The 18164-nt window shown below is 74.2% G+C and carries 14 protein-coding genes; 13 read left to right on the top strand and 1 reads right to left on the bottom strand.

Annotated features, from left to right (window positions below; genetic code table 11):
* Positions 1-96 precede the first annotated feature (96 nt).
* Together JQN83_RS24295 and JQN83_RS24300 are read left to right on the top strand one after the other, a co-directional pair.
* A complete protein-coding gene (locus JQN83_RS24295; RefSeq protein ID WP_208569468.1) occupies positions 97-693 on the top strand; it encodes an ArsR/SmtB family transcription factor in 597 nt (198 codons plus the stop codon).
* On the top strand, positions 693-2153 hold the full coding sequence (locus JQN83_RS24300) for an MFS transporter (RefSeq protein WP_208569469.1): 1461 nt from the start codon (positions 693-695) through the stop codon (positions 2151-2153). Before JQN83_RS24295 ends, JQN83_RS24300 begins: the two co-directional genes overlap by 1 nt.
* Here JQN83_RS24300 and JQN83_RS24305 read toward each other — a convergent pair.
* Positions 2124-2867, bottom strand: a complete 744-nt coding sequence (locus tag JQN83_RS24305; RefSeq protein ID WP_208569470.1) for a GNAT family N-acetyltransferase — start codon at positions 2865-2867, stop codon at positions 2124-2126. The genes JQN83_RS24300 and JQN83_RS24305 overlap by 30 nt on opposite strands.
* Before the next feature lie 129 nt (positions 2868-2996).
* On the opposite strand from JQN83_RS24305, the gene JQN83_RS24310 reads away from it, so the two are divergent.
* The 11 genes from JQN83_RS24310 to JQN83_RS24360 all read left to right on the top strand — a co-directional run bounded on the left by JQN83_RS24310 (position 2997) and on the right by JQN83_RS24360 (position 18036).
* Complete coding sequence (locus JQN83_RS24310; RefSeq protein ID WP_067307861.1) at positions 2997-3209, top strand: hypothetical protein; 213 nt, start codon at positions 2997-2999, stop codon at positions 3207-3209.
* An 85-nt stretch (positions 3210-3294) separates the two neighbouring features.
* Positions 3295-4791, top strand: coding sequence for a replication-associated recombination protein A (locus tag JQN83_RS24315; RefSeq protein WP_208569471.1), 1497 nt, complete (start codon positions 3295-3297; stop codon positions 4789-4791).
* A gap of 3233 nt (positions 4792-8024) precedes the next feature.
* A complete protein-coding gene (locus JQN83_RS24320) occupies positions 8025-8714 on the top strand; it encodes a hypothetical protein (RefSeq protein WP_244253108.1) in 690 nt (229 codons plus the stop codon).
* Positions 8715-8853: 139 nt separating this feature from the next.
* Positions 8854-9315: a DUF948 domain-containing protein gene (locus JQN83_RS24325; RefSeq protein ID WP_208569473.1), complete on the top strand. Its 462-nt coding sequence runs from the start codon at positions 8854-8856 to the stop codon at positions 9313-9315.
* 31 nt (positions 9316-9346) lie between these two features.
* Positions 9347-9652 (top strand): hypothetical protein, encoded by a 306-nt coding sequence (locus JQN83_RS24330; protein WP_208569474.1) that lies wholly within the window; start codon positions 9347-9349, stop codon positions 9650-9652.
* Entirely contained in the window at positions 9649-12327 is a 2679-nt protein-coding gene (gene alaS, locus JQN83_RS24335) for an alanine--tRNA ligase (RefSeq protein WP_208569475.1), read from the top strand. The genes JQN83_RS24330 and alaS overlap by 4 nt, the downstream gene beginning before the upstream one ends.
* A 72-nt stretch (positions 12328-12399) precedes the next feature.
* On the top strand, positions 12400-12861 hold the full coding sequence (gene ruvX, locus JQN83_RS24340; RefSeq protein WP_208569476.1) for a Holliday junction resolvase RuvX: 462 nt from the start codon (positions 12400-12402) through the stop codon (positions 12859-12861).
* Positions 12858-14093, top strand: coding sequence for an endolytic transglycosylase MltG (gene mltG, locus JQN83_RS24345; protein ID WP_208569477.1), 1236 nt, complete (start codon positions 12858-12860; stop codon positions 14091-14093). Before ruvX ends, mltG begins: the two co-directional genes overlap by 4 nt.
* Positions 14090-14899 carry a shikimate dehydrogenase gene (locus tag JQN83_RS24350; RefSeq protein ID WP_208569478.1) on the top strand — a complete coding sequence of 270 codons (810 nt, stop codon included), beginning with the start codon at positions 14090-14092 and terminating at the stop codon, positions 14897-14899. Before mltG ends, JQN83_RS24350 begins: the two co-directional genes overlap by 4 nt.
* A 280-nt stretch (positions 14900-15179) precedes the next feature.
* Positions 15180-16685: a glycoside hydrolase family 16 protein gene (locus tag JQN83_RS33890; protein WP_208569479.1), complete on the top strand. Its 1506-nt coding sequence runs from the start codon at positions 15180-15182 to the stop codon at positions 16683-16685.
* A gap of 115 nt (positions 16686-16800) precedes the next feature.
* The gene (locus tag JQN83_RS24360) at positions 16801-18036 is read left to right on the top strand and encodes a hypothetical protein (protein WP_208569480.1); all 1236 of its coding nucleotides are present in this window, start codon (positions 16801-16803) and stop codon (positions 18034-18036) included.
* Positions 18037-18164 lie beyond the last annotated feature (128 nt).

Here is an 18164-nt window from a genome sequence, read left to right on the forward strand (position 1 = left end):
CCGTCGGGTCGGCCGTGTCGGGTCCCACAGGAAAGCTTGCACAGAATCTATGCACAAATATTGTGCATAGATTCTGTGCACAGTTATTGTGCATGCATGGAGAACGACGACACCGGCGGGCGACCCGCGACCAGCTCCGTCCGGATCGACCACCGGCAGGTCCGCGTCCTGGCCCACCCGCTACGGCTGCGGCTGCTCGGCGCGCTGCGGGTGCAGGGACCGGCCACCGCCACCACCCTCGCCGGCCTGCTCGCCACCAACACCGGCGCCACCAGCTACCACCTGCGCCAGCTCGCCGACGTGGGGCTGGTGGTCGAGGACCCGGACCGCAGCGCCGGGCGGCAGCGCTGGTGGCGGGCCGCGCACGAGGTGACCGACTGGGAGCCGAGCGACTTCGACGACGACCCCGACGCCCGGGCCGCGATCGAGTGGATCCAGGGCGACCAGGTGCGCCTCCTGGCTGAGCGGGCCGAACGCTGGTTCGCCGTCCAGCAGGACTGGTCACCGGCCTGGCGGGACGCGTTCGGGATGAGCGACGCCTTCCTCAGCCTCCCCGCCGACCGGCTCCAGGCCCTGGAGGACGAGCTGTGGCAGGTCCTGGAGCGCTACCGCACCGAGGCGGACCCGACGCAGCCGGACGCCGAGCGGGTGCACGTCTTCGTGGCCGCGTTCCCGATGATCGAGCAGCAGTGATGGCCGCGCTGACCGTACGCCAGGTCCGGTTCCGTTATCTCACCCTCTACGGCCTGCGGTGGCTGCCCACCGGCCTGACCATTCCGGTGCTGATCCTGCTGATGCAGGAACGCGGCCTGTCGCTGTCCCAGATCGGTCTGGTCGCCACCGCCCAGGGCCTGGTCGTGCTGGTGCTGGAGCTGCCGACCGGTGGCCTGGCCGACGCGCTCGGCAGCCGGGTGGTCCTGGTCACCGCCTGGTCGGTGAGCCTGCTGTCGCTCGGGCTGTTCGCGGTGGCGGACTCGTTCGCCCTGTTCTTCCTGGTCTGGGCCCTGCAAGGGGTCTACCGGGCGCTCGACAGCGGCCCGCTCGACTCCTGGTACGTCGAGTCCACGCTCGCCGCCGACCGGGACGCCGACTACGAGCCCGGCCTCGGCTTCGCCGGCACCGTCGCGGGCGTCACCATCGCCGGCGGTGCGCTGCTCAGCGGCGGCCTCATCGCGCTCGGCCCGGTCGGGCCGGTGAGCGCCCTGACGGTGCCGGTGCTGGTCGCCGCCGCCCTCCAGGCCGTCGCCCTGGTCGTTCTGCTGATCATGCTGGTCGAGACCGGCCCGGCCCGGGGCCCCGGCACGCTGCGTGCCTCGGTCGTGGCGGCACCCCGGATGGTGGGTCGGGCCGTCGGCCTGTTGCGCCGCTCCCGGGTGCTGCTCGCCCTGGTCTCGGTGGAGCTGTTCTGGGGTTTCGGCATGGTCACCTTCGAGTCGCTGCTGCCGATCCGGCTCGCCGACGTGGTCGGCGACGCCGAGCGGGCGGCGGCACTGCTCGGCCCGGCCAACTCGGCGGCCTGGCTGGTCTCGGCGGCCGGTGCGGCGGCCACCCCGCTGCTGCTGCGCTGGCTCGGTGCCGCCCCCGCCGCCGGGCTGCTGCGCATCCTCCAGGGTGTCACCGTGCTCGGTATGGGGCTGTTCGCCGGGCCGGTCGGGGTGCTGGTCGCCTACCTGGCCTGCTATGCGGTGCACGGCGCGTCCAACCCGCTGCACCTGGGGCTGCTGCACCGGCAGGTCGACGGGCCCTACCGGACCAGCGTCATCTCGCTCAACTCGATGATGGGGCAACCGGGGTTCGCCCTCGGCGCGGTGCTGCTCACCGCGCTGGCCGACCGCAACGGGGTCGGCCCGGCGATGGTGGTCGGCGCGGTCGCGCTGGCGGTGGCCGCCCCGCTCTACCTGCCCGCCTGGTGGGCCGGCCGGCGGGCCACCCCGGCCGCAGCCCCACCCGGCGACGTCCCGGTCGAAGTCGAGCCGGGGAACGTCCCGGTCGAAGCCGGACCTGGGAACGTTCCGGCCACACCGGCCGGGGCCGGACTTCCCGCTGTGCCCGCCGGGGCCGGACTTCCGGCCGTGCCCGCCGGGGCCGACCACCGGGGCGCTCAGCCGGCCGGGTCGGCGGCCTCAGCCGAGCCACACCGAGCTGCGTCGTAGGGTGCCGGTGAAGCCGAGCCGGCGGTAGAGCCGCAGCGCGGCGAGGTTGTCGGCGTAGACGCCGAGCCCGACCTGGTCGTACCGGGTGAGCAGGGCCCGGGTCATCCCGGCGGTCAGCGCTGCGCCCAGCCCCCGCCCCCGTCGGTCGCGGGCCACGGTCAGCCCGGCGAGGAAGCCGATGTCGCCGCGACTGCGGTCCGCCCCACAGGCGACCAGTCGCTCGGCCTCCCACCTGCCGTACCAGTCGACGACCGTCGGGTCCTCGGGGCGCGACGAGGAGGTGGGGAAGGCGTCGTCGATCAGCGCGGACAGTGCCGGGTGGTCCGCCGGGCCGAGGCGGACCACCCGCTCCTGCCCGTGTTGCCGGGGCGGGGCGGCGGTGGTCCAGAGGAAATCCCAGTCGTCGACCCGGGTCGCGCCGAACCGGTCGACCAGCAGCCTCCGGTCGGCCCGGGGCAGCTGCAGGTACTGCCCCGGGCGCACGAACCCGTCGGCGACCAGCGCCGCGACCAGCTCCACCGCCGCGTCGACCGGACCGACCACACCACCCGCCCGGTCGTTCTCCGCCGCCGGGAGCACCCAGGCCACCGCGCCGTCGCGGACCCAGCCGCGGGGCCGGTCGTCGCGCCGCAACGCGTGCCGTACGTACGGATGGTGGTCGGTGGCGGCGAGGACTGCCGCCCGGCCGGCAAGTTCCCGGTCGGTGTCGATCATGCGAGCAGCCTAGAACCCGGCCGGGCGAGACGCCCCGGCGACGGCGATCTCCACGGTGGAGATTGACGAGTCGACCGATTGGGTACATCGGGGCCGACCTACTGGGACCCCCTACCGGAGGACATACACATGCTCGCCATCCTCGCGGCCGTCGTCTTCGGCTTCGCGCTCCTGCTGGACCTGCTCAACACCAACTTCGGCGCCCCCGACCTGTTCAACTGGAACACCCTGGTCCTGATCGGCCTGCTGCTGCTCTCGCTCTACCTGGCCGGCGTCGGCAGCGGCCCGCGCGGCGGTGGCGGCGGCCGGTGGTACCGGGGCCGTCGGCCGGGTCGCGGCTGACCGCACCTGACCGCATCGGATCAGAACGGGCGGGGCCGACGGCGCGATTCCGGCGTCGTCGGCCCCGCCCGGTACTGTCTTCCTGATGGATTCCGACGCCCTCTTCTCCCTCGGTGCACCCGCCGCGGCGCCCAGCGCCCCCGCGGGCACCGTCGGCGTCGACGACTTCGCCTCGGTGGGGCAGGACGCCCCCCTGCCGGTGCGGATGCGGCCCGCGAGCATCGACGAGCTGGTCGGGCAGGAACACCTCCTCGCGCCCGGCGCCCCGCTGCGTCAGCTCGTCGGCGGCGGCGCGGCGCTGTCGGTCATCCTCTGGGGCCCGCCGGGCAGCGGCAAGACCACCATCGCCCACCTGGTGGCCCGGGCCACCGACCGTCGCTTCGTGGCCATGTCGGCGCTGACCGCCGGGGTCAAGGACGTCCGGGCCGTCATCGAAGCCGCCCGTCGGCAGCGCCGCTCCGGCGGCCCGCAGACCGTGCTCTTCATCGACGAGGTGCACCGGTTCAGCAAGACCCAACAGGATTCGCTGCTCGCCGCCGTCGAGGACCGTACGGTCACCCTGCTCGCGGCGACCACCGAGAATCCGTACTTCTCCGTCATCTCGCCGCTGCTGTCCCGTTGCGTGCTGCTCACCCTCCAGCCGTTGGACGACGCGGCCGTGCGGGCGCTGCTACGGCGTGCGGTGACCGACCCGCGCGGCCTCGCCGGCGCGCTGACCCTGGCCACCGACGCCGAGGACCACCTGGTGCGCCTGGCCGGCGGTGACGTCCGCAAGGCGCTCACCGCGCTGGAGGCGGCGGCGGCCTCGGCGACCGCGCTCGACGTCGACCGGATCGACCTGGCCACCACCGAACAGGCGGTGGACGTGGCGGCCGTGCGTTACGACCGCGACGGCGACGCGCACTACGACGTGACCAGCGCCTTCATCAAGAGCATGCGCGGCTCGGACGTCGACGCCGCGCTGCACTGGCTGGCCCGGATGCTGGTCGCCGGGGAGGACGCCCGGTTCATCGCCCGCCGCATGGTCATCTTCGCCAGCGAGGACGTCGGCCTGGCCGACCCGACCGCCCTGTCGGTGGCCACCGCCGCCGCGCACGCGGTGGAGTACGTCGGCCTGCCCGAGGCCCAGCTCAACCTCGCCCAGGCGGTGATCCACCTGGCGACCGCGCCGAAGTCCAACTCGGCCACCACGGCCCTCGGCGCGGCGATGGCCGACGTACGGGCCGGTCGGGGCGGCGCGGTGCCGCGTGGGCTGCGCGACGCGCACTACTCCGGCGCGCGGGGGCTCGGGCATGGCACGGGCTACCGCTACCCGCACGACGACCAACGCGGAGTGGTCACCCAGCAGTACGCTCCCGACGACCTCGTCGGGACCGACTACTACCGGCCCAGCGGGCACGGTGCCGAGCGGTCGGTGGCCGCCCGGCTGCCCCTGCTGCGCCGGATCGTCCGGGGGCTGTCCACCCCGGTGTCACGACCCGACGGGCCGGTGCCGGTGGTCAACGGCCGTCACCCGTCGGGCCCGGGACACGCCGGTGGGGCGGATGAGGACGGCGGCGACGCCGGGGAGGTTCAGCAGTGACATCGCGAGGTGGGGAGCAACCGCAGGACGGTCCCGACGAGCGGCGTGAACCTCGCGCCAAGGGACGTCGGTGGGGTCGGGGGCGGGGCGGCGACGACACCCCGCCCGAGCCGGCCGGCGAAGAGTTCGGTTGGATCGACGACCTGCGTACGGCGAAACAGCAGCGCACCGAACTCGGCCCGGACGGTGGTCCCGTGCCGCCGGTCCGCCCGGTGCCGCCGGTTGCCGGACGGGGACCGGTCGCCCCGCCGGACGCCCCGGGGGGACCGGTCGCGCCGCGCGTCGGTCAGCCGGTGTCCCGTCCCGACGGGCCCCCCTCGGCCGGCGTCCGCCCACCGCAGCCGGACCCCCGGCCGCAGCAGGCACCGCCGGCTCCCCGGCAGCAGCCGGCCCCGCCGGAGCTTCGGCCGCAGCAGCAGCCGGGCGCCCGACCGGAGTCCGGACCTCCGACAGGTCCGCCGGCCGGTTCACCGGGTCCGCGGCGGGAGACGCCGACATCGGGTGGCCCCCGCCCGCCGCAGCCGGGTGGGTCGTCCCCGCTGCCGCCGGTCGGCCCCGCCCGGCCCGGGGCGGCGTCAGCCGGCACCGATTCGCCCCGTCCCGCCCGCCCCGACGGATCACCACCGGGGCCGGCACACCCCGCTACCCAGGCTGCCCCACCGGTGCGTGGGCCGGGCTGGTCCGCACCCTCCGGGCAGCATCCGCGTCCGGGTGCCGGGCCCTGGCCGGGCCAGGCGTCCGCCGATCACCCCGGCCCGCAGCGGCCCGGACAGGCATCCCACCCGGACGCCACCGCCGGTGGTTCCGGTCCGGGCCGGGCTGCGGTCCCGGCCCCCGGCCGGGCGACGGTCCCCGGCGCGGCTCCCGGCCGACCGGTGCCACCCGGTCAGGCACCACCTGTCGGATGGGCCGGTCCCGGTGCCCCGACGCCTGCCGGGCCTTCGCACGGTGCCCCGACCCCTGCCGGGCCACCCCCGGGCCGTCGGGCGGTACCCGACGACCGGTCGGGGGCGGCGGCAGCGGATGGTCCTTCCCTGCGGGGTCGCCGGACCGTGCCGGACGACCGGCCGAGAGAGCGACGTCCCGGTCCGATCGAACCGGCGAACCGGCCCGGCCCCGGGCCCGGTGGTCCCGCGCCCGCTGCGGCGCAGCCGGCGGGCACACCCCGCGCCGGGGTGGGTGCCCCGACCGGCGCCGGAGTACTACCGGACCCGACTGCCGGCGGCCCCCGTACCGCCCCGACGGCCCCGCCGGGCGGTAACCCTCCGCCCGAGACGGCGGCACCCGGCCGGGCCGGGGGGGTCCGCCGTGCCGAGGCACCGCCCACCCCCGTGCGTGATGCCGGTGGCCGGCCGGCCGGCGAGCGGGCAGGCCGTCGTCGTGCCGCCGAACCGGACCAACCGGCGGTGCCGCTGACCGGCAACGCGCCACCGCTACCCGGGGCCGCGCCGACCCCACCCGGTGTTCCGCCGTCGCCGTCCGTTCCCGGCACCGGCCGGTCCGGTCCGGCTGCCCACGACGACAACGGGCGTCGCCGCCCGCCCACCGACATCGCCCCCCCACCGGGCCGACGGTCCGGTGCTGACGGCGGACCGGCGGCCCACCGTCCCGGGTCGGCCGGCGACGGGCCCGGGGGGCGGCGGAACCGCCCGGACGGTGAGGAGCCGTCAGGGCAGTGGCGTGTCCGGACCGGGAACGAGTCCGATCCCCAGGGACGCCCGCCCATCGACGAGTCGCGGGGCCGGCGGAGTCGGCCGGACGAGGGTACGGCGGTTGGTCGCCCGGTCCCGCCCGGTCCCGCCCAGGACGAGCGGCCCCGTGGCGACCGGCCGGATCGGCCGGCGGACTGGCTGCGGCAGGCCGGTCGCACCTCACACACCGACCCCGCCCTGCGGGTGCTCAACCGATCGACCCCACCGGGTGGTCGGCCGACCCCGCCGGGCGGCGTTGGTCCGGCCGACCCGGCTGGTCGGGGGCGACCGGGCGACCCGCACCGGCCGGAGCAGGGAGACCCGCGCCGGCCGGAGCAGGGAGACCCGCGCCGGCCGGAGCAGGGAGACCCGCGCCGGCCGGAGCAGGCTGGCCCGCGCCGGCCGGAGCACGGTGACCCGCGCCGGCCGGAGCAGGCTGGCCCGCGCCGGCCGGAGCAGGGCGACCCGCGCCGGCCGGAGCAGGCTGGGCCGGCTCGGGGGACGGCACGGCCGGTCCCGCCCGAGCGGCCGGCCGGTCCCGGGCCGGTGGGCGATGACCCCGGTCCGGCCCGTGCAGCCCGCCCCGGGCCCGACCCGGCTCGGGGTCCGCGTCCCGGTGGCTCCGATCCCGGGTCCGGCGGCCCCCGGGCCGGTGGTACCGCTTCCGTACCGGTGCCCGGCACGCCGCCGGGTGCGGGGGCTGCGCGCCCCGCCGGTCCCGGTACGGTTTCCGGTGGCCCCCGGGTCGGCGGCTCGGCCCCGGTGCCCGGGGCCGCGCCGGTCCCGGGCGAGTCGCGCCCGGCAGGCCCGCCGCCGGCGGCCCGACCGTCCCGCGACGCCGGTCCGGACGGTGCCGCGACGGCACCGACCTCCGGCGCTCCCCGCTTCGGCGCACCGGGTCCGAACGCTGCCGCCGCGCCCCGCAACGAGGTACGCGCCGGGGGCGGGCCACGTCCGGACGCCCCCGCCCCGCCGGCCCCGCAGCCGGGGGCACCCCGACCGGGCGGGTCCGACCCGAGGACGACCCGACCGGGCGCGTCCGACCCGAGGGCGGCGCAGCCTGACCCGAGGGCGGCCAAGCCCGGCGCGTCTGACCCGGTCGCACCCCGTCCCGGCACGTCGTCGCGGGGCACCGCCCGTGCGGAGGGGTCGGTCACCGGCACCGCCCGCCCGGACGGTCCCGCCACCGGCCCGGTCACCGGCGTCGCCCGCCCGCCCGCCATCACCGACGATCCGCATCGGGCGGCTGGCGCGGACGGCGGCCGGCCCGCCGGGCCACGGTCCGCTGCCCGACCCGCCGGTACGGGTGGGGCCGTCGCGGCGGCTGCTGTCGCCCGGGCCACCGCGCCGGGCGGACGACCGGTCGCCGGCCCGCAGGACGCCGTGGGCCGGGCAGCACCTCCGGTGCGTCCCCCCGATCGGACGGAGCCGGCAGGTGCTCCGGCCGGCCCGTCCTCCGGTCGGGTCGACGGCCCCGGGGTGGCCCGGGTGACGCCACCGCAGGGGGCCCGGTCCGATCCGGACGGGTCGGCCGGGGCGCCGTTGCGTTCGCCCACGCAGGACGAGCCCGACGGCGCCGACGACACCGGCGGCGAACCGCGTCGCCGGACGGGGCACCGGCGTCGCCTGCGGCTGGGAATCCTGGTGCTGGCCAGCGCGTTGCTCCTCGGGGCGCTCCCGGCCTTCTTCGGGATGCGGACCTTGAGCCGGGACCCGGTCTTCGGCACCCTCGACGAGTTGGGCGTGCCGGGTTGGGCGACGGTGGAGACGGTGGACAACGTCAGCGGCAGCCGCTGGTGCCTGCAGGACTGCCGGCTGCGGGAGCGCACCGTGGAGTCCGACCGCGCGCCGCAGGAGACCACCCAGGTCTACGAACAGGCCCTGCGCGCGCAGGGCTGGCGGCCGTGGAAGGTGACCCGGTGCCCGGAACAGCCGGCCAAGGGCAGCTACACCTGCTGGCGGCGCGACGAGTTGACCCTCGACCTGTGGGTGCGGGAGCCGACCTGTGCGGCACCGCCGGCGAGCGGCGACCCGGCGGTACCGCCGGCCACCCCGGTCCCGCCCGCGGCGGGGGAGTGCACCGGCTCGCTGGTGTCGGTGAAGGTCCGCAACGCGATCGACGACGAGCGGACCCGGCCACAGCCGAGCACCGACCCGTCACTGACCGGTGAGGACCCGTTCCCGACGATCACCGACGATCCGCTCGGCAGCCCGACACCTTCACCATCCTGAGCCGGCTTCCATCACGGACGGTAGGGTCTGGGGCTGGCAGGCCCGCCTGCTCCCGATCGACCCGGTGCGGGTCACGCCGCGACCCGGGTCGCGTGTTCCGGGGCGTCGGGCCCCGGAACCCTGCTTGAGGAGGACATGCGTGGATGGTGGACAGATCGCTGCGCTGATCGCGGCCGGCGCGTTCCTGATGCTGGTGCTCGTGCTGGCGGTACCGATCCTGCGGCTGCGGCACACCGTGGACGCGACGACCCGGATGATCAACGACCTCAACGAGCAGACCGCCCCGTTGCTGGGGGACGTGAACACCACGGTCAAGAACGTCAACGTCGCCCTGGAGCAGGTGCAGACCTCCCTCGACGGGGTGAACCTGCAACTCGCCAAGGTCGACACGATGACCAACCACGCGCAGAACGTCACCGCCAACGTGGCGAACCTGGCCACCGTCGTCTCCGCCGCCGCGGCGAACCCGCTGGTGAAGGTGGCGGCGTTCGGGTACGGCGTCCGCCGGGCCGCCTCGGCGCGGCGGACCGCGGAGACCGAGCGTGAGGTGCGCGACACCATCAAGCAGCAGCGTCGCGCCGCCCGGCGTGGCAACCGCTGACCCGGCCCGGGTCGCACAGGAGGCATGAGACATGAGGCGACTTTTCTGGCTCGGCATCGGGCTGGCCGTGGGCGTGGTGGTGGTCCGCAAGGCCACCCGGACCGCGCAGGCGTACACCCCGGCGGGGATCGCCAGTGGGCTGTCCGAATCCGCTGGCGGTCTGGTCGAGTCGCTGCGTAGCTTCGTGGAGGACGTACGGATCGGGATGGCCGAGCGCGAGCAGGAGATCCACGAGGCGTTCGCCCGGGGTGAGGCGTTCGACGACCAGTTCGCCGAGCTGCGGGAGGACCCGCGTATCGGTGACCGAGAGATCTTTCCGGAGGAGCACCAGCGATGAAGACGGCGGAGATCAAGCGGCGGTACCTCGCCCATTTCGAGGCGAACGGGCACACCGTGGTGCCGTCCGCTCCGCTGCCCGCCATCAGTGATCCGAACCTGCTGTTCGTCAACGCCGGCATGGTGCAGTTCGTTCCGTACTTCCTGGGGCAGCAGACCCCGGCGTACCGGCGGGCGGTGAGTGTGCAGAAGTGTCTGCGTACGCCGGACATCGACGAGGTCGGCAAGACCAGCCGGCACGGCACGTTCTTCCAGATGAACGGCAACTTCTCCTTCGGCGACTACTTCAAGTCCGGAGCGATCCCACTGGCCTGGGACCTGGTCACCAAGCCGGTCGCCGAGGGCGGTTACGGGCTGGACGGGGAGCGGGTCTGGCCGACGGTCTACCTCGACGACGACGAGGCGTTCGAGATCTGGCGGTCGGTGGGGGTGCCGGCCGAGCGGATCGTGCGCCGGGGCAAGGCGGACAACTTCTGGTCGATGGGTATTCCCGGCCCGTGCGGCCCGTGCTCGGAGCTGTTCTACGACCGGGGTCCGGAGTACGGCCGCGAGGGCGGCCCGGCGGTCGACGAGGACCGCTACATGGAGTTCTGGAACCTGGTCTTCATGCAGTACGAGCGGGGTCCGGGCAGCGGGAAGGAGGACTTCCCGATCCTGGGTGACCTGCCGGCGCAGAACATCGACACCGGCATGGGCCTGGAGCGGATGGCCTCGATCCTGCAGGGCGTCGACAACCTCTACGAGATCGACGAGGTGCGGCCGATCCTGGACCGGGCGGCGGAGCTGACCGGCAAGCGGTACGGCGCGCACTCGGGTCACGTGGCGAGCGAGTCGCACCCGGACGACGTACGGCTGCGGGTGGTCGCCGACCACGTGCGGACCGCGTTGATGCTGATCGGTGACGGGGTGACCCCGAGCAACGAGGGGCGCGGCTACGTGCTGCGCCGGATCATGCGGCGGGCGATCCGGGCGGTGCGCCTGCTGGGCTGGCAGGAGCGGGCGTTGCCGGAGCTGCTGCCGGTGGCCCGGGACTGCATGTCCCCGTCGTACCCGGAGCTGGCGGCCGAGTTCGACCGGATCTCGCAGTATGCGTACGCGGAGGAGGACGCGTTCCTGTCGACGTTGCGGGCGGGTACGACGATCCTGGACACGGCGATCGCGCAGACCCGGTCGGCGGGCAAGCCGGCGCTGTCGGGTGAGCAGGCGTTCCAGTTGCACGACACGTACGGGTTCCCGATCGACCTGACGTTGGAGATCGCCGCCGAGCAGGGCCTCCAGGTGGATGCGGAGGGTTTCCGCCGGTTGATGGCCGACCAGCGCAACCGGGCCAAGGCCGACGCGCAGGCCCGCAAGACCGGGCACACCGACGTGTCGGCGTACCGGTCGGTGCGTGACGACGGTGGCGCGGTGGAGTTCACCGGCTACAGCGAGCTGAGCCGGGAGTCCCGGGTCCGGGCGCTGCTCAGCGGTGGCGTCCAGGTCGGCGCGGCGGTCGAGGGTGACACCGTCGAGCTGGTGCTCGACACCACCCCGTTCTATGCCGAGGGTGGCGGTCAGCAGCCCGACCAGGGGCTGATCACGGTCGGTGCCGGTCAGGTCGAGGTCTTCGACGTGCAGCAGCCGGTGCCGGGTCTGGTCGTGCACCGGGCGAAGGTGGTCCGGGGTGAGGTGCGGGCCGGCGAGACCGGCTACGCGGAGATCGACGTGACCCGACGGCGGGCGATCTCGCGGTCGCACACCGCGACCCACCTGGTGCACCAGACGATGCGTAACTTCCTGGGCGAGTCGGCGACCCAGGCGGGCTCGCTGAACGCCCCGGGGCGGCTGCGGTTCGACTTCAACACCCCGACCGGGGTGTCGCCGAGCGTGTTGCACGACGTGGAGCAGCAGGTCAACGAGGTGCTGTTGGCGGATCTGGAGGTCAACGCCTTCATCACCACCCAGGAGGAGGCGCGGCGGATCGGCGCGATGGCGCTGTTCGGCGAGAAGTACGGCGAGCGGGTCCGGGTCGTCGAGGTCGGCGACTACGCCCGGGAGCTGTGCGGCGGCACCCACGTGGCCCGTTCGGCCCAGCTCGGCCTGGTGAAGATCCTCTCCGAGGCGTCGGTGGGTTCGGGCGTGCGCCGGATCGAGGCGCTGGTCGGGATGGACGCGTTCGGTTTCCTGGCCCGTGAGCACTTGCTGGTGTCCCGCCTCGCCGAGCTGTTCCGGGTGCCCGGTGAGCAGGTCGCCGACCGGGTCGAGCAGACCGTGACGCAGCTGCGTGACGCCGAGAAGGAGCTGGAGAAGCTCCGCGCCCAGCTGGTGCTGGGCGGGGCGACGGCGCTGGCCGGGCAGGCGAAGGACGTCGGCGGGGTGGCGTACGTCGGCACCGAGGCGCCGGAGGGCGCGGCCGGTAACGACGTGCGGACCCTGGCCCAGGAGATCCGCAGCAAGATCGACCCGGCGCGGCCGGCGGTGGTGGCGGTGGCGGCCCGATCGAACGGCAAGGCGTCCCTGGTGGTGGCCGTGAACGCGGCGGCCCGTGGCCGTGGTCTGGCGGCGAACGACCTGGTCAAGGCGGCCTTCTCCGGTCGGGGTGGCGGCAGCCAGGACGTCGCGCAGGGTGGTGGCCTGCCCGCCACCGAGGCGCCGAAGCTGCTGCTCACGGTCGAGAAGGCGATCGCCGACGCGTGACGGATCAGCGCACGAGCCAGGGCGGACCAGAGCTGGTCCGCCCTGGCTCGTCACCGGGGAGGGTGACCGACGGTGAGTGAGTTGTCCCGGGGGGTCCGGTTGGGTGTCGACGTCGGGCAGGTCCGGGTGGGGGTGGCCCGCTCCGACCCGCACGGGATCCTGGCCACTCCGCTGGTCACTCTGGCCCGGGATCTGACCACCGGCCCGGACGCGGTGCCCGGTGACCTCGCCCAGCTCGCGCAGCTGGTGGCCGAGCACGAGGCCGTCGAGGTCGTCGTCGGGCTGCCGGTCAATCTGGCGGGCCGGCAGGGGCCGGCGGCCCAGCACGTGTTGGCGTACGTGCGCCGGTTGACCGAGGTGATAGCGCCGGTTCCGGTGACGCTCACCGACGAGAGGATGTCAACCGTCGTCGCGTCTCGTAGGCTTGCCGAGCGTGGCGTCCGGGGAAAGCGCCAACGTGCGGTGGTGGATCAGGCCGCCGCGGTCGAGATCCTGCAGAGCTGGCTGGAAGCGCAGCGGAGGCGGACGGAATGATCGACGATCTGGACCTCGGGTTCGACGAGCAGGAGAGGGGGGAGAAGGGCCGGCACCGGCGTGGCTTCGTCAGCCGACGCAACGGCACGTCGGGTGGCGGAAAGTCGGGCGGCGGGCACCTGAAGACGATCTTCGCTCTGTTCATGGCCCTGGTGCTGCTGGGTGGCATCGGGGGTGGGGCCTTCTACGGCTTCGACCGGATCCGTAGCCACTTCATCACTCCGGACTTCGACGGCCCGGGCACCGGTGAGGCGCTGGTCGACGTCAAGCAGGGCGACACGGCCACCGACATCGGCAACTCCCTCTACGACGCCGGTGTGGTCAAGAGCACCAAGGCCTTCGTCGAGGCGGCCGACGACAACGCGCTCAGCAAGAACATCCAGGTCGGCCGGTACAAGGTCAAGAAGGAGATGCGCGCCTCCGACGCGCTCATCCTGTTGCTGGACCCGAAGAGCCGGGTGGTCAACGGGATCACCATCCCCGAGGGCATGATCACCCTGGCGATCTACGACCTGCTGGCCAAGGAGACCAAGATTCCGGTCGCCGAGTTCAAGGCCGCCGCGAAGGACCCGGTCAAGTTGGGCGTGCCGGAGTTCTGGTTCAACCGCAAGGACGGCAAGAAGGGGCCGCGGAGCCTGGAGGGCTTCCTCTACCCGGCCACCTACGAGCTGCCGCCGAAGGCGACCGCCCCGCAGATCCTGTCGCTGATGGTGGACAAGTTCCTCGACGTGACCGGGGAGATGAAGTTCGTCGAGACGGTCGAGGCCGACCGGGGCATCTCCCCGTACGAGGCGCTGATCACGGCGTCGATCGCGCAGGCCGAGTCGGTCAACCACGTGGACATGCCGAAGGTGGCCCGGGTGATCTACAACCGGGTCTACACCGACCGCTACCACTGCAAGTGTCTGGAGATCGACAGCGCGATCAACTACTGGCTGCGGTTGCAGGGCAAGAACCCGAAGGATTCCGACATCCTCAAGCAGTCCGAGCTGAACGACCCGAAGAACCCGTACCGGACGCACGGCGCGGACGGGCTGACCATCACCCCGATCAGCAACCCCGGCGAGGACGCCCTCAAGGGGGCGATGAGCCCGCCCAACGGCACCTGGGTCTATTTCATGACCGTCGACAAGAAGGGCACCATGGGCTACGGGACGACCGACGCCGACTTCCGTGACCTGCAACGCCAGATGTGCACCAACGGCGTGCTGAGCGGAGAGAACTGCCGGTGAGGGCGGCGGTGCTCGGCCGGCCGATCGCGCACTCCCTCTCCCCGGTGATCCACAACGCCGGTTACGCCGCGGCCGGGCTCGACGGCTGGTCGTACACCCGGATCGAGTGCGGGGCGCAGGAGCTGCCGGCCCTGGTCGCCGGCCTGGGGTCGGAGTGGGCCGGGTTGTCGGTGACCATGCCGGGCAAGGAGGCCGCGCTCGCGGTGGCCGACCGGGCGTCGCCGGTCGCCACCGCCGTCGGCGCGGCCAATACGCTGGTACGGCGTCCCGACGGCTCCTGGTACGCCGACAACACCGACGTCTCCGGCATGGTGACCGTGCTGACCTCGGCGGGGGTGCCGGCCGGGGCCGCCGTCACGGTGCTCGGCGCCGGGGGCACCGCCCGGGCCGCCCTGGCCGCCGCCGGTGGGCTCGGCGTGACCACGGTGACCGTGGTGGCCCGCCGCCCGGCGGCGGTGGCGCAGCTGCGGCCGGTGGCGGCGGCCGTCGGGGTGGACCTGGTCCCCGTGGCCTGGGCCGACGCCGCCGCGCACCTGCGTGCCGACCTGGTCGTCTCCACCGTGCCGAAGGGGGTCGCCGACCCGTTGGCGGACGGGGTCGACTGGGGACCGTCCACGGTGTTCTTCGACGCGTTGTACGACCCGTGGCCGACCCCGCTGGCCGCCTCGGCGCTGGCCGCCGGCCGTCAGGTGCTCTCCGGGCTGGATCTGCTGCTGGCCCAGGCCGTCGGCCAGTTCACCCAGTTCACGGGGGTGCCGGCCCCGGTCGAGGCGATGCGCGCGGCGCTGGCGGCGGCCCGCCGCTGACCCGCCCTCCCGTCGGGCCGGCCGGTCCGACGGGCGTTCCCCGCGACCCTGCCCGGCGGGTCAGGAGCGGCCAGGATGACGGCGAACCGCATCGCCGACTTTCCGGTCAATCAGGCGTAACCTCGGGAAGCCGGCATTCGTTTGCTCGCCCGCCGAAAAGCAACCCCGGCTGCCTTATTCTTTGGTTAAGTCCTGTCGCCACCTTGATTTCACCCCTGCCACAGCCGCCCGTGGTGGTTACGCTGCTGCCGGTAATCGTCGCCCACCCGGGGAGAGTTCCTTGAGCAGGCACGGAATCCACCGCGCCCTTCCGGCCATCACCGGCCGACGCAAGGCGGTCGTCCTCAGTGTCCTGAGCGTCACCGCAGTCGGCGGCATCGTGGCCACGATGATGCCGCTGATCGCCGCCGAGGTGCCGCCGATCGTGCTCTCCGCCGTCGCGGACACCACGGCCACCCAGGTCCCACAGGACGGTGACAACGGGGTCAAGACCACCCTGGCCAGCTGCCCGCAACTCTGCGACGGCAACCGGGTCGGCCAGCGCGACGCCGTCCTGGAGTTCCAGGTGCGTGGCCTGCCCGCCGACGCGGTGAAGGTCAAGGCGTCCCTGCGGGTGTACGCCTGGCAGCAGTTCACCTCCCGGGTCCGGGCGCACGCCGCCGAGGGCACCGCGGTCGGTACCGGCGCGTGGCACGAACGGCCCGTCCTCGGCCCGGCGCTGGCCACCGTCGACCGGGTCGCCCAGGGCTACAACGAGTGGGACGTCTCCGGCGCGGTCAGCGGCAACGGCCAGGTCACCTTCGCCCTGACCCAGGAGAACTGGAACACCCGCATCTACTGGGCGTCCCGGGAGAACACGAAGGCCACCATCCGGCCCAGCCTGGTGGTGACCTACCAGCGGGGCGGCCGGCCGCCGACCCGGCCACCGGCCACCACGGCCCCGCCGACCACTGCCGCCCCGAAGCCCACGCCGACGCGTACGGTGGCGCCGTCGCCGACCCGGACGGTCGGCCCGCCCGCGCCGACCACGGCCGCCCCGAAGCCCACGCCGACGGTCCGCCCCGGCACGGACGTGCCCGGCTGGCGGCTGGTCTGGTCCGACGAGTTCACCGGGCCCACCGTCGACCTGAAACGGTGGAACCTGCGCGACAACGAGGGCCGCGACATTGACAAGGGCTGCAACGTCGACGACGCGGACAACACCTTCGTCGCCGACGGGGTGCTGACCCTGCGCGCCCAGCGGGAAACCGCGGTGTGCAGTTCGCAGACCCGGCAGTACACCCAGAGTTACCTGGACACCATCGGCAAGGCGTCGTTCACCTACGGCCGGTTCGAGATGCGGGCCAAGTCGCCCAACGGGCCGACCGACTCCAAGGGCCTCTGGCCGGCGTTCTGGCTGCGCCCCGACGACGGCGGCAAGGGCGAGATCGACGTGGTGGAGCTGCCCGGCGGGTCGTCCCTGCACGAGGCCGCCACCCAGGCGATCTTCTACGACTACACGCCGGTCAAGCAGGACCAGCGGTGGGACTTCCCGACCGGCTACCCGGGTGACGGCTTCCACACGTACACCACGGAGTGGGAGCCGGGGGTGATCCGCTGGTACATCGACGGCCGGCAGGTCTGGCAGCGCGACCGCAGCACCACCCCGTGGTTCGACGAGGCGTTCAACAAGCCGTTCAACCTGCGGCTGAACTTCCAGGTCGGCGGCTGGCTGGGCGACCCGGACGCGGCCACCCGCTTCCCGGCCGACTTCCGGGTCGACTACGTCCGCGTCTGGCAGCGCTGACCCGGACCGGGCACCGTACGCCGCCCGGTGGGCCTCGGCCCGCCGGGCGGCTGCTTGCCCGCTGCCCCTATCGTGTCCGCCAGCGCGCGGCGCTCGGGCGAGGACGGGAGAGGGCATGACGGCGGTGGCGGACCCACGGACCCGGCAGGACGGCCTGGGCTGGGTGACCCGGGCCATCTTCGGTGACCCCCGGCTCTGGCTCGGCGGTCCGGCCGACCCGGTGCCCACCACCCACCGCCCGGCCGTCCGGTACGCCGTGGTGCCCTCGGTGGAGCGGGCCAGGTTCCTGCTCCCGCTCGTCTCCCGCCGGGTCGGCGCGGCGTCGACCCTGGCGTACAACGCGCTGCGCCCGCCCCGGGTGCGGGCCAACCGGTTGGCCGTCGGGATGCTGGCCGGGCTCGGGGCGACCGGGCTGGCCCGGATGCCGGTGTTGACCGTCGCGGTGCCCACCGACGCCGATCCGGCCGAGTTGCTGCTCGCCGAGCACCTGGGCCGGCTGGCTGGCCGACGGCTGCACGCCGCGATCGGCATCCGGCCGCCGGACCCGCACCACAAGCCGACGTTGCAGCTCTTCGACGACCGGGGTGCCGCGCGGGCGTACGCGAAGATCGGGTGGAACGACGCGACCCGGGCGATGGTCCGCGCGGAGGCCGCCGCGCTGCGGGAGCTGCCCCGCGACGGCGGTGACTTCCCGGACGTGCCCCGGCTGCTGGACGAGGTGAGCTGGGGTGACCTGGCGGTGACCCTGGTCGAGCCGATGCCGGCCCGGATCCGCCGGCCGCGTCACCCGCTGCGCCCGGAGGTGGCCGCGATGCTGGCGGTGGCCCGGCGCGGTGGCCCGGCGGCGGCCCGCCGCCCGTTGCGCGGCTCGGCGTTCCTGGCCGATCTGACCGCGCGGGCCGCGACCGCCGGTGGTCCGGTGGTCGGGGCGCTGGCCGCCCTCGTCGACCGTGACGGCGACCGGCCGGTGGAGTTCGGGCACTGGCACGGCGACTGGGTGCCGTGGAACCTCGGCCGGCACCGGGGCCGGTTGGTCGTCTGGGACTGGGAGAACAGCGGCGCCGACCGGCCCCTCGGGTTCGACCTCGCCCACCAGGGTTTCCAGAGCGCGTTGTCGCTGGCCGGCCGGGACGTGGCGGGGGCGACCGGCGACATGGTCGAGCTGTTGGACCGGCACGGCCCGGCGTTCGGCCTGGACCCGGCGGGGCGTCAATTCGTCGCCGACGCATATCTCGTCGAGCTGTGGTTGCGGACGGCGGAACTGGCCGCCGGCGGGGGCGGCTGGAGTGCGAAGTTGCACCCCGCACTGCTGCACACGCTCGCCGACCGGCTGGGCTCACCCCGCCCCTGACCGGCGGTTTCTCCCGGTGAATGGGACAAGTGTCGGGGTCCCGACCGGAAAAACGGCGAAAAGCCCACACTGCCGTCACCGCCGCTACCGAAGCCGGCTCACGTTCCATTAGGGTGGCCCCACTCGAT

Source organism: Micromonospora antibiotica (assembly GCF_017599305.1).
Classification (GTDB): domain Bacteria; phylum Actinomycetota; class Actinomycetes; order Mycobacteriales; family Micromonosporaceae; genus Micromonospora; species Micromonospora antibiotica.